At 68.6% G+C, this 12,630-nt stretch carries 9 protein-coding genes and 1 tRNA gene; 3 read left to right on the forward strand and 7 right to left on the reverse strand.

Annotated elements, in window-relative coordinates; all coding sequences use genetic code 11:
* Nucleotides 1-28 precede the first annotated feature (28 nt).
* The 3 genes from IE108_RS11695 to IE108_RS11705 form a co-directional block, all read right to left on the reverse strand.
* Nucleotides 29-538: a hypothetical protein gene (locus IE108_RS11695; protein ID WP_159394608.1), complete on the reverse strand. Its 510-nt coding sequence runs from the start codon at nt 536-538 to the stop codon at nt 29-31.
* A 52-nt stretch (nt 539-590) separates the two neighbouring features.
* On the reverse strand, nt 591-5,159 hold the full coding sequence (locus tag IE108_RS11700; protein ID WP_079163821.1) for a DUF6531 domain-containing protein: 4,569 nt from the start codon (nt 5,157-5,159) through the stop codon (nt 591-593).
* Nucleotides 5,160-5,254: 95 nt separating this feature from the next.
* Entirely contained in the window at nt 5,255-5,725 is a 471-nt protein-coding gene (locus IE108_RS11705; RefSeq protein WP_064731785.1) for an ATP-binding protein, read from the reverse strand.
* 157 nt (nt 5,726-5,882) lie between these two features.
* Between IE108_RS11705 and IE108_RS11710 the strand changes: the two genes are divergently transcribed.
* Together IE108_RS11710 and IE108_RS11715 are read left to right on the forward strand one after the other, a co-directional pair.
* A complete protein-coding gene (locus IE108_RS11710; protein ID WP_064728137.1) occupies nt 5,883-6,743 on the forward strand; it encodes a helix-turn-helix domain-containing protein in 861 nt (286 codons plus the stop codon).
* Entirely contained in the window at nt 6,740-6,925 is a 186-nt protein-coding gene (locus IE108_RS11715) for a DUF397 domain-containing protein (RefSeq protein WP_064728138.1), read from the forward strand. Before IE108_RS11710 ends, IE108_RS11715 begins: the two co-directional genes overlap by 4 nt.
* Nucleotides 6,926-6,936: 11 nt before the next feature.
* Here IE108_RS11715 and IE108_RS11720 read toward each other — a convergent pair whose 3' ends face one another.
* From IE108_RS11720 to IE108_RS11730, 3 genes are all read right to left on the reverse strand, one after another.
* A complete protein-coding gene (locus tag IE108_RS11720) occupies nt 6,937-7,584 on the reverse strand; it encodes an IclR family transcriptional regulator (protein WP_064728139.1) in 648 nt (215 codons plus the stop codon).
* 299 nt (nt 7,585-7,883) lie between these two features.
* Nucleotides 7,884-9,680, reverse strand: coding sequence for a DEAD/DEAH box helicase (locus IE108_RS11725; protein ID WP_064728140.1), 1,797 nt, complete (start codon nt 9,678-9,680; stop codon nt 7,884-7,886).
* A 216-nt stretch (nt 9,681-9,896) separates the two neighbouring features.
* Nucleotides 9,897-11,357 carry an MFS transporter gene (locus IE108_RS11730; RefSeq protein ID WP_064728141.1) on the reverse strand — a complete coding sequence of 487 codons (1,461 nt, stop codon included), beginning with the start codon at nt 11,355-11,357 and terminating at the stop codon, nt 9,897-9,899.
* A gap of 183 nt (nt 11,358-11,540) precedes the next feature.
* Between IE108_RS11730 and IE108_RS11735 the strand changes: the two genes are divergently transcribed.
* Nucleotides 11,541-11,615: transfer RNA gene (locus IE108_RS11735), tRNA-Cys, on the forward strand.
* 151 nt (nt 11,616-11,766) lie between these two features.
* Here IE108_RS11735 and IE108_RS11740 read toward each other — a convergent pair.
* A complete protein-coding gene (locus tag IE108_RS11740) occupies nt 11,767-12,630 on the reverse strand; it encodes a ParB N-terminal domain-containing protein (protein ID WP_064728142.1) in 864 nt (287 codons plus the stop codon).

Below are 12,630 nucleotides of genomic sequence, written 5' to 3' on the forward strand. Positions count from 1 at the left end.
GGGGCGCCTTGACCTCAGCGCCGCGGGATCAAGGCAAGCGGGAAGTCAGGGCGAGCCAGTCCTCGACTTCGGCTCTCCTGGGATCACCCGGCTCGAAGAGGTGCACTACCTCTTTCAATGGGGTGACGAGATTCTTGATCCGTCGCAATGTCAGCATTTCGGCGCGTCCCGAATTCCTCCAGTCAGCGGCGGAGGCAGCCACCTGCTCACGACTCATACCGATGGCGTGAAACACCAGGCGGGTCAGGGACTCCAGGTCTTGCAGATTCCCATCGTCCACCCGCCCGAATTCGCAAATCACATACGACCTCACATGCACCTCCGCCGCAGCCGAGACGCGTGAGTCCATCGATTCAGCCGTGGATTTTCCTCGGACCGCAGAAATAGCCAATGCGGACCATCTGAGCCTGACGTCAGCAGGCAGTACGGGATTCTGCATTCCGCCGACCGCCCGCTCGCGAATCGCTTCCCATGTCTGACCAGAAACAGATTGGGCGGCCGGCGAAGAAAGGAAGTTCTCAAGGTCTCCGACGCCCAACCGGAGGAGGCGTAGGTCTTCATGTTCCCCGTCGGCGTCACCCGCATACCCCTCAGACGAACCCGATACCCGCACGTTCAAACGCATCCCTTCCGATTTGCAGGCTCTCCATCGATGGCAGGTAGTGCCCACTGTTGTTATTGAGATCCAGGCCCAGATAGGTACCGCCGCCACCTGCGATCTCCGCCTCTCCAGCAGACAGCACGGGACGGCCTCCGGTCAGGACCGGATGCTTCAGTTCCACACCATTGACGTGCTTGGGAATGACGACGAGTTCACCATGCTCGTCGACCGCCCATTTGACCGTACCCGAGTTGATCGCTTCATCGAACCCTTCGGCTCCCACCCGAAGAGGCCTGACACCCAGGCGCTCGGCATCCGCCAACTCCTGCGCCAGTTGATCCGGCATCGTGTTCTCGTAGGGCGACAACCCAAGAGGGTCGACCCACATGTACGGGTTTCTGACGTAGGTCCTGGGGTTCGGAGAGGGGCCGAGCCCTAGGGGGTCGGGGGTTGCGTAGTGGGCCGTCTCCGGGTCGTAGTAGCGGTGGTAGTTGTAGTGCAGACCGGTTTCAGGGTCATAGTGCTGACCGGGGAACCGCAACGGCGTGTAGGCGGTGCTGCCGGTCTGCCATGTGGTGATGCCCCACAGTGTCCTGCGCGACCGCCACGCGATGTTCCCTGCCGCGTCGACGAGCTCGGTCGGCGCTCCGATGAGGTCGGTGACGATGGCGAAGAAGCGTGAGTCGACCTCTTCCTGGGTGGCTTCGTCCATGAGGCGCTCGGTCTGAGCCACGGGAGCCAGACCGTCGAAATCCCAGGTGAGCGTCACAGGATGTCGTAGCTCGGGGGCAAAGGTGGTCTGTTCCGTGACGTTCGGGCCGTCCCACGTGAAGTACGTCTCTTCGGTGACCGCCAATCCGTCAGGGGCAATCCGCTGCTTGGACGTGCGACGCCCAAAGGGGTCGTACCTGTAGCGCCACACGGATCCGTCGGGCGTTACTACAGAGGTGAGGCGGTCCTCCGCATCCCACTCGTATCGCCAGACGTCGGGTTTGCGCGACAGACGAGTTTTCCGGCGCACGACGACGCGCCCTGCTCCGTCGTACTCATACCGGACGGAGCCGGCGTGCGTAAGGCGGTTGCCGCTATACACGCGATCCCCGCGAACCTCCTGCGCGGGACTCTGCGGTGGCCAGGACGCCCTGGTCTGGTTCCCGGCCGCGTCATAGGCGTAGGACTCGGTCCAGTCGTGAGCGCTGACCTCCGTGACACGCCCGGCGTCGTCCAGGCCGAGACGGGCCGAACCGTGAACCGAGTCTTCGATGCCGACGAGTGCGTTGTCCGACCGGTACTCATAAGCGCGCCGTTGGATGACCTGTTGAGCCGCTGACAAGGTCTGCTCCGCCAAGCGGCCGACCGGGTCCCAGGTTTGATGGAGCTCAAGGACATCGCTCACACTACGCAGAACCTGGCGGCCGGCGGCGTCGTAGCTGAAGCCCATGGTCTGCCCGGAGGTCGTCAGCGACGTCGTTCGACCGGCCTCGTCATAGCCGTACACCGCCTCGGCACCGGTGGGGGTGGTCCGTTGGGTGCGTCGGCCGGTCGGGTCATAACCGAAGGACAACGTCCGGCCGTTCACCGTCTCCGCAAGCACTCGGCCCGCTGCGTCCCGTTCCCAGACCACTTCGCAATGGGGACTCGCAGTACGTAGACGCCTGCCCACGCTGTCGTATTCATAGGCCGTGATCTCGCCGTCCACCCGCTTGGCGGTCAACCAGCCCTGCGTGCCGTACTCGTAGGCAACCGACTGTCCCAGCGGATTGCTGCGCGCGAGCACTCGGCCGACGGGATCACGCCGGTACGAGATCCTGCGACCATCGAAGTCGCTCTCAGCGACGAGCCGTCCGGCTGGATCGTACTCATACGACCACGCCAAGCCGGCGGGAGCGATGACCTTGGTCAGCCGAAGAGACCGGTCGTGCTCGAATTCATATCGGGCTCCGTCCGGCCCGGTTCGCGCGGCCAACAGGTCGAAGTGGGTGTACTCGTAGCTGGTCACGCCACCGACGGCATCCGTGTGCCGGACACAGTTGCCCTCGCCGTCGTACTGCCAGGACTGCTCGGCACCGTCCGGCCCCAGCACTCGCGCGGGCAGCCCTTCCACTGTCCACCAGCGCCGGGTCTGCGATCCCAGCGCATCCGTCGTGAGCCTGGCCCTGCCGAACGCATCGTGCTCAGCGGTCACACGGTTGCCCAGCGGGTCGACCAGCTCCGCGACAAGGCCGGCAGGGTTGCATCGGACCCGTGTGGTGGCCCCGAGCGCGTCACTCATGCTCGTCAGCCGACCCGCTTCGTCGAACGCATACTCTGCCGTGCTGCCCGTGGGGTCGATGACGGCGACGCAGTTGCCGCGCTCGTCGTAATCCCGCCGCCAACTGGAACCGTCCGGGAGGACAACCGTTTCGAGATGACCGCGCTCTGTGTACGTGAGCCGCGTGGTCTCACCGTCCGGGTGACCGACGGCGAGAGGCCGTCCGGTGCTGTCGTTCGTGAACCAGGTCGTGTTGCCAAGAGCATCCGTGCTGGACAGCACGTGGTGGTGCTCGTCGTACGCCGTCGACGTTGAGTGACCCAGGGCGTCAACTTCTGTGACGACTTGACTGCTCTCATTGACGACGAAGCGGGTCACAGCGCTCTCGGCCGTGGTGAGGGTAGTGATCCGGCAGTCTGGCCACGCAGGGTCCACACCATCGTAATCGAGTGTGATCGTGATGTGCCCGGCCTCGCCGCCCTCGGCTATGCAGCGGTCGCGGTCGTCATAGCTGTACTGGTACCCACGGTTGTTGGTGTCGGTCCACGAGGTGATGCGCAGTCGCTCGTCATAGGTGAACTGGAGCGGCGATCCTGAGGAATTGATGGTCGCGGTCAGGTTTCCGTCGGTGTATCGGTACCGCTTGACGACGACGTCCGTACCATCCTCGGCCGCACCTGCCAGGCTCAGACCGATGACTCGACCGTCGTCGGTGCTGAGCTTGAGGTGGTAGCCGCCCGAGTGCCGAATCGCGTATGGAGCGCCGTAGTCGTCGTAGTCGAAATCGATCGCATGCCGGTTGCGATCGGTTATCCGCACCAGAAGCGCAATGCCGTCGACGTTGGGCCGGGCAAAATGGTGAACGTGGCCGGTTAGCGGGTCGTCGACGCGATGGCCACCGTCAGGCTGACGGGTCAGCGAACGACGGGGCCCGGCCTCGGGAAGGGCCTTCGGGTGCGAACTCGATGGATGGGGATAGGTGAGGAGCAAGCCGTCCTCGGTGACGAAGACGATGCCCGTGTCGTCGACCTCAAGGCGCTGGTCGATTGTGGAGGCCCAGGTTGGCCCGAACCACCAACCGCAGCGGTAGTCCGAGGCGACGCGGCGCGTGAACACGAGGGGCAGCAACCCCGGCAGCTTGACATCGGTCTGCGGCAGATACATGGCGCCTGTGGCCATGTCGATGGGGTCGCTGCCCTTGGAACGGACGACGGACTTGACCCGGTTGTAGGCACCCTTCGCGCCGTCTGCGACCATGCCGCGGGCGTTCTTGCCCAGCCCGCGCAGGGCCAGCCCCATGCCCTTCATGCCGCCCTTGATCCCCGCCATGGCCGCCATGCCGCCCTTGAGGCCCTTGGCCAGCCCGCCGAGGGTCGTCAGCCCCTTCATGCCGGGTATGCAGTCCAGCGCCGCCAACCCCACATCCCACAGGGACGCTTGGCCCTTGCTGTACTTGTAGAGCGTGTCCGCCAGGACCACGAGGGCCGCGACCAGCACGATCGCGCCCAGGATCGGGCCACCGATAATCATCGCGACGATGCCCACGACCGCGACGACGACCTTGCAGACCGTGACGATCGTGTCCCAGTTGTCGGAGAACCAGTCCCCGACGTCCTCCCACCACGAACGGTTCTGGATACCCGCGTCCGACGCCTCGTCGATCTTGTTCTTCGCGTCCCGCGCCGCGTCCTCACGCATCTTGCGCGCGTCCTCGGCCATCTTCTTCGCCGCGTCCAGCGCGCTCTGCGCCGAGTCCACCGCCGACTGCGCGTTCGTCTGCGCCGTCTTCGCATGCTGCGCGTCGCGCGTGGCCGCGCGGACCTTCGCCTCGTCCGGCTTGTCCCCGTCGGACTTGCTGCCCGTCGGATCGTCCTTGTACTTGTCCGCCTCCTTCGACGCCCGCGTCACCCACGAATCCGCCGACGACAGCTTCGACTGCGCCGAGGTCAGGTCCTGACGGGCCTCCCGGGCTTTGACCAGGGCCCGGTCGGCCAGGGCCTGGGCGCGCTCCAGCTTCGGCCAGAAGTCGGCGAGCGCGTCGCCGCACATCCCGTACGACTTCTCCAGCTTCTTCAGGTTCTTCGGAACCCCGGAGAACTCCTCCTTGAAGACAGCCGCCGACTTGCCCGCCCACTCCGCGAGCGTGGTCTCCCCCGCCATCCCCTTGACGAGGCGCAGTGCCTCGGACACGTCGTCCGCGAAATCGTGCAGCGTCTTCGCGAGCGTGCGCACGCGTTGCGGGTCACCCGGGGTCGGGTCCTTGTCCAGGTCCAGGACATGCCAGTCACTCGGCCTGTGGCCCACCATCACGCAACCCCCGTCGACGCACGCACATCAGCAACAACCCGTATGCACACGTGAACTTACAAGGCACGGACGTTCGGGTGAAAGGTGGGCCGCGCTCAGTCGGCCGGCGGGATGTCCAGCTCGGCCCGGACCGTCTTGCCGGGCAGGGCGACGCCCTGTGAGACGCGGTCCACCACTTCCCAGCGGTCGGCGAGGGCGTCGACCAGGAGCAGGCCTCGGCCGGTGTCGGTCAGCGGGCTCGGGGCCGGCGTTTCTCCGGGTGCGGGTGGCCTGCGTTCCGCGCGGGTGTCGGAGACCTCGATGTGGAGGTGGATGTGCGGGGCGTGGATGAGGCGCAGTTCGAAGTCGCGGCCCGGGACTCGGCCGTGGGTCACGGCGTTGGCCGCCAGCTCCGCGACGATGAGGGTGGCGGTGTCGGAGAGGGCGGTCCTGTACGGGATGCCCCACGCGTGGAGCTGGGTGGCCGCCAAGTTCCGGGCGAGGCGGGCGCCGAGCGGGGTGGAGCTGAAGCGCTGAGTGAACATACGTACGGTGACCGGCAGTTGGTGGGGCGGGAGTGGCGTCATGGGGTCACCGTGGCGTTCGGCCGCGTACTTCACCAGGTCAGCCACTCGTACGCTCCGTCAGCGTACGAGTACGAAGAGTGGACAGTGGTGGTGACGGGCTGTAAGCCTGGGCGTCTTCAAAGTGTGCGGCGGGGAGAGCGTGCGGAAGGTGGCCGCCATGGCGGACGGTGCGGTGGATGCGGGCGTGGTCGGCGGGGGCGGTGAGCCCGACGTGTCCGACAGCCTCAGGACGTTCGGGGCGGTGGTCCAGGGGTTCCGGAAGCGGGCCGGGATGACGCAGGAGGAGTTGGCCGAACGGGTCCGGTACTCCGTGCAGACGGTGGCGTCGGTTGAGCAGGGGCGGCGGTTTCCCACGGCGGAGTACGTCCGGCGGGCCGAGGACGTGCTGGATGCGGGCGGCATCCTCAGCGGCGCCGTGCGGCATCTGTCGCGGCAACCGGGGCTCGCGAGTTGGTTTCGGCAGTGGGCGGGGCTGGAGGCCACCGCCGTCAGCCTGTACACGTACGAATGCCGCGTCGTGCCTGGGCTGTTGCAGACGGAGGCGTACGCGCGGTCGGTGTCGCTGAACGTACCCCCCGTCCCGGACAAGGACGAGCTTGATCAACGTGTCGCCGCGCGGCTCGCGCGTCAGGAGCTTCTGTCGACGGCTCGTAAACCGCCAACAGCTTTCACGTTCATCCTGGAGGAGGCGGTGCTGCTGCGGGATACGGGCGGGCAGGACGTGACGCGGGGGTTGCTCGACCATCTGGTGGGGCTGGTCGAGCAGAACTGGAACGTGGAGGTGCAGGTGATGCCCTTGCGACAGCCGAAGCACGCCGGCCTGGACGGGCCCGTGCGGCTGGCGGAGACACCCGAGCACAAGTGGTACGGGTACTCCGAAGGGCAGGAGAACGGGCGCCTCATCGCCGACCCGAAAGAGATCAGCATCCTCCAACAGCGTTATGCGAAACTGCGCTCGCAGGCTCTCACCCCAGCAGACTCGCTGAGCCTGCTGACGCGGATGCGAGGAGCGCTATGAGCACGTCCGAACTGGCCTGGTTCAAGAGCAGCTACAGCGGTTCGCAGGGGGACGACTGCGTCGAGGTCGCCACCCACCCCTCCACCGTCCACGTCCGCGACACCAAGGACCGGCGCGGCCCCCAGCTCGTCCTCTCCCCCGCCGCCTGGCGCGACTTCGTCGCCCACGCCTCGCGCGGCTGAGGCGAGGTACGTCACCGCAGGGCCTCCGCCACCTCCCGGGCCGCGTGCATCACGCGTTCGCCGACGCGTTCCGGGACCACCTCGGAGAGCATGACCACGCCCACGCTGCCCTCCACGCCCGTCACGCCGAGCAGCGGCGCGGCCGCCCCGCAGGCGCCGGCCTCCAGTTCGCCGTGGGTCAGGGTGTAGCCGGGGTCCTCCGCGGTCTCGCCCGGGCGGCGGGCGGAGAGGATGGCCTTGCCGGCGGCGCCGCGTTCCAGGGGGTGGCGGAAGCCGGCCCGGTAGGCGACGTGGTAGTCGGTCCAGGTGGGTTCGACGACGGCCACGGCCAAGGCCTCCGCGCCGTCGACCAGGGTCAGGTGGGCCGTCGCCCCGATGTCCTCGGCCAGCGCGCGCAGGGCCGGCATGGCCGCCTCGCGGACGAGGGGGTGCACCTGGCGGCCCAGGCCCAGTACGCCGAGTCCGACCCGGGCGCGGCCGCCCAGGTCACGGCGTACCAGCGCGTGCTGTTCCAGCGTGGCGAGCAACCGGTATACGACAGTCCGGTTCACCCCCAGCTTGTGCGAAAGCTCGGTGACGGTCAGCCCGTGGTCCGTGTCGGCCAGCAGCTTGAGGACGCGCAGTCCCCGGTCGAGCGTCTGAGAGGTCTCCGCGGTCACGACGCCCACTCCTTAGTGGTGAGGTCGGCGGCCCCCTCGCGGCGGATGCGTCACCGAGTCCCGTCAGTGACGCGCTTCAGAGGCCGCCGATCGGCTGACGGTCCGGCCTCTAACCCGGGCCCCGTCGCTTCACGGCTGCGCTCCGCGGCGGCGCTGCCACGGGGCGTGTGCGTAGCGGGACAGTAGCGAGCGGGTCCGCTCAGCGGAAGGCTCCGTCCAGAATCCGGGCGGTAACCGTTATTCGCCGACGGTATTTGTCCCGGTACGTAACGCACACGTCCACGACGAGGGCGGCGGCGTCACTTCATCCGCGTCGCCCACTCCTGCACCTTGGCGATGCGCTGGCGCAGCTGGCCTCCGGTGGCCTCGGCGCTGGCCGGGCCGCCGCAGACGCGTCGCAGCTCGGTGTGGATCACGCCGTGCGGTTTGCCGCTCTGGTGGACGTAGGCGCCGACCATGGTGTTGAGCTGCTTGCGCAGCTCCATCAGCTCCTTGTGGGAGACCACCGGACGCCGCTCGGCGGGCAGTTCGAGCAGGTCGGCCTCGTCGTCGGGCTTCTTGCGGCTGTGCGCGATCTGGCGGGCCTGGCGCTTCTGGAGGAGGAGCTGGACCTGGTCGGGTTCGAGGAGCCCCGGGATGCCGAGGTAGTCCTGCTCCTCCTCGCTGCCGGGGTGGGCCTGCATGCCGAACTCGGCGCCGTTGTACATGACCCGGTCGAAGGTCGCCTCGGACTCCAGCGCCTCGAAGGAGAACTGCTCCTGCTCGCCGGTGTCCTCGTCCTGCTCCCGGTTCGCCTCGTCCATCTCCTTCTCGGACTCGGCGTACGGGTCCTCCTCGCCGTCCTTCTTGGGCTTGTCGAGGACGTGGTCGCGCTCGCGCTCCATCTCGTTCGCGAACGTGAGGAGGTCGGGCACGGTGGGGAGGAAGACGGAAGCCGTCTCGCCGCGGCGGCGGGACCGTACGAAGCGGCCCACCGCCTGGGCGAAGAAGAGGGGCGTGGAGATGGTGGTGGCGTAGACGCCGACCGCCAGGCGCGGCACGTCGACGCCCTCGGACACCATGCGGACGGCGACCATCCAGCGGGAGTCGTCCTGGCTGAAGGTGTCGATGTTCTTGGACGCGCCGACGTCGTCGGAGAGGACGACGGTGGCCTTGTCGCCGGTGATCTCGCGGATCAGCTTGGCGTAGGCGCGGGCGGCGTCCTGGTCGGCGGCGATGACGAGGGCGCCGGCGTCCGGGATGGCCTTGCGGACCTCGGTGAGTCGCTGGTCGGCGGCGCGCAGCACGGCGGGCATCCACTCGCCGCGCGGGTCGAGCGCGGTGCGCCAGGCCTGGCTGACGGCGTCCTTGGTCATCGGTTCGCCGAGCCGCGCCGCGATCTCGTCGCCCGCCTTGGTGCGCCAGCGCATGTTGCCGCTGTAGCTCATGAAGATGACGGGGCGCACGACGCCGTCGGCGAGCGCGGAGCCGTACCCGTAGGTGTAGTCGGCGGCGGAGCGGCGGATGCCGTCGTTGCCCTCCTCGTACGCCACGAAGGGGATCGGGTTGGTGTCCGACCGGAACGGCGTGCCGGTGAGCGCGAGCCGCCGGGTGGCCGGCTCGAACGCCTCCAGGCAGGCCTCGCCCCAGGACTTGGAGTCACCGGCGTGGTGGATCTCGTCGAGGATGACGAGGGTCTTGCGCTGCTCGGAGCGGTTGCGGTGCAGCATGGGGCGGACGCCGACGCCCGCGTACGTGATGGCGATGCCGTGGTACTCGCGGCTGAGCGGCCCGGCGCTGTACTCCGGGTCGAGCTTGATCCCTATCCGGGCCGCGGCCTCCGCCCACTGCTTCTTCAGGTGCTCGGTGGGCGCGACGACGGTCACCTGCTGCACGACGTGGTGGTGCAGCAGCCAGGACGCGAGCGTCAGCGCGAACGTGGTCTTGCCGGCGCCGGGGGTGGCGACCGCCAGGAAGTCCCGGGGCTGTTCCTGGAGGTACTTCTCCATCGCCCCCTCCTGCCAGGCCCGCAGCTTGCTGGCGGTGCCCCAGGGGGCACGGCCGGGGAAGGCCGGGGACAGGTGGTGCGAGGTGCTGGAGCTGGCGGTGGTAGTCACGGTCTCCGAAGGGGGTAGAACGGCTCGGCCACGTATGACAACCGGGCCACCCTACCGGCGCCCCGCGGCGATCGACGCGCGCACCGGGGTGGGTCACCCCCGGGTGGGACGGACGTCACAGCCGGCCCGCCACACCCGTCCGCCACCCCCGCCTCACCCGTACCCGTCGGCGCACCCGCACCCGCACCAACCTCGCCGCGACGGCCGGTGCCGGGCTCACCGCCCCCGCAGCCGCGTCGCCACCCACGCCCCCGCCAGCGCCACGCCCGCCATCGGCAGGAACACCGCCGCGAAGGCCGCCGGATGGGAACCCGTCGCCTGTGTGGCCGCGTGGCTGACCGTGCCGCCGCCGAGGGCCGCGAAGGCGGCTCCGCCGACCGACAGCAGGACGACGTTGGAGAGGCCGTCGGAGATCTGGAGGGCGGCGGAGTTGCTGCCCGCCTCCTCGGGGGCGGAGAGCTTGAGCAGGAGCACGCTGGTGGAGGAGATCACCAGGCCCATCCCGAAACAGCCGAAGCCCCAGGCGACGGCCACCGTCCAGGCGGGTACGGCGTCGATCAGCACGCTGGGTGCCGTGGTGATGGCCGCGGCCACCAGCACCATGCCGAGGGACATCAGGCGCTCGCGGTGCGGCTCCAGGCGCGGCCGGGACTGGAGCCAGGACCCCGCGGCCCAGGTCGCCCCGCCCGCGGCGAGGGACAGGCCGGCCAGCGTCGGGCTGAGTCCGCGCTGGGTGACCAGCATCAGCGGCACGAAGGACTCGGCGGCGATGAACGACCCGGCGGCGATCCCGCGCAGCAGCACCACGGAGGGCAGCCCGCGCACCGCCCGGTAGGTGCCGCGCGGCAGCAGCCCGAGGACGGCCGGGACGAGCAGCGCCACGCCCACCGCGCCGGGCAGGAGCGAGACCCAGCGCAGGTCCTGGGCGGCGTACTGGAGCAGGCCCGCGCCGAGCGAGATGGCGAGGGCGAGGCGGATGCGGCGGCCGTCGAAGGAGGCGGGCGCGTCACCGCCGCCGACGGCGCCGGAGGCGCGGGCGCGTATCTGCGGCAGCGCGAGCGCCAGCGGGAAGACCACCAGCACCGGGATGCCGACGAACACCCAGCGCCAGCCGAGGTGCTCGGTCACCGCGCCGGACGCGAGGGGGCCGACGACCGACGGGACGACCCAGCCGGCCGCGAACGCCGCCATGATCGCGGGCCGCAGCCGCTCGGGGTAGGCCCGCCCTACGACGACGTAGAGGGCGACGATCACCAGGCCGCCGCCGAGCCCCTGGACGGCGCGCCCCAGGATGAACAGCCACATCGCGCCGGCCGTCCCGGACAGCACCAGCCCGACCGCGAAGGAGACGATGCCGCAGGTCAGCGGGGCGAGCGGGCCGCGCCGGTCCGACCACTGACCGGAGAGCACCATCCCGAACAGGCTCGTCGTGAAGTACGCGGAGAACGCGAACGCGTACAGCGACACCCCGTCCAGCTCCCGCGCCGCCACCGGCATCGCGGTGCCGACCGCCGTCGCCTCGAAGGCGATCAGCACGATGACGGAGACGATGCCGATGCTCAGCGCCCGGTAGGCGCGGCTCAGCACGGTCTCGCCGGGGGCGGAGGGAGCGGCGGGCGCGCCGGAGGCCACGGCGGGTACGGCGACGTCGGTGTCGCGGGGCTCGGGGACGGTCATGGTCGCCAGGGTAAGGGCCACAGCACCGCTTGACCCCTGTCGGGCGGCGGTACCGGACCGGGACCTTGGTCGTAGGACCGCGCCCCGTTCATGAACGCCGTATGGCAGTCGCGTTGCGGCCCCGCCGGATTCCTTGAGCACCCGACCCCGGGCGCCCTACGGTCGGTCACGAGTGAAGGACACGGCCGTGTGCCCGAGTGGTTCAGGGGCTCGCCTGCAAAGCGAGTTACGTGGGTTCGAATCCCGCCACGGCCTCCACTGCCTGACCAGAGGCAATGAAAGGGTGGCGCCCCAAGCGGGTGCCACCCTTTCGGTTCGTCCGTCTCAGTTCCAGTCTCAATTGACGTTCATGAGCGGAGAAGGCGCGATGCCCCACACCGGAGGTAACGGGCGGGGCATCGCGTCAGGTCTACTCGAAGATGTTCGGGACGGGGATGCGGTTGGTCTCCGCGCGACGGCTGGCGTTCCAGGCGGCAGCAACCGACAGGTGAGCAGCCTTGAGACGGCCCTTGGTGCCGTCTGCACGAGTGTTGTTGTTGGTGGCGATGGTCTGGATCTTCGCCTTGAAAGACGTGGGGTCTCCCTGGCGCTTGAGCTTCTCCGCCAACTCCTTGGGCTTGACCACGTCCGGGTGCTTGGACACCACGATGGCGATACCGCCGAGGGTGACGGAGTGCCAGGTATCAGGGTGGCGGCCCCACGCGCCCTCGGCGATGGTGAGCGACAGGTCCAAGATGTCGGGGCCGTGCTCCGCGACGATGTCGAGGATCCCCTTGATGCCGCGCACGCCGTTGGTGGTGCGGCTGCCGACCTTGAGCTGGTGCTTCTCCAGCACAGTGTCGGTGTCCACGAAGAGCGGGTGCCCGGCCAACACGCCGATCCTGAACTCGTCGTTCGGGCCGACCTTCGAGGACTCCTTGTTCTTGATGATGAACAGGGACGCTTCGTTGGCCGTCGACAGGTCGAAGTGCACCTCGCAGTTGATGGTTTCGACGGCCTCGCGAACCCTCTTCGGGACCTTAACCTCCCCAGCCAGGATGAGCTGGCAGGCGTAGACGCGGTGCATGCCGTCCACCGCGTACTTACCGTCCGCGCGCTGCGAGAGGATCGGCGTTCCGAGCGCGGTGGGGACCAGCTTCTCGGCCATGGTCCTCGCGCGGGGCTTGTTGAGTTGGCGCTGCGAGCGGGCGTCGAACTTGATGGTTCTCGGGTCCACCTTCATGTACTTGATCGGGTGATCCGGGATGTCATAGCTGTAGTCCTTGCTGGGCAA

It is taken from the genome of Streptomyces parvulus (genome assembly GCF_014648855.1).
GTDB classification, from domain to species: Bacteria; Actinomycetota; Actinomycetes; order Streptomycetales; family Streptomycetaceae; genus Streptomyces; species Streptomyces parvulus.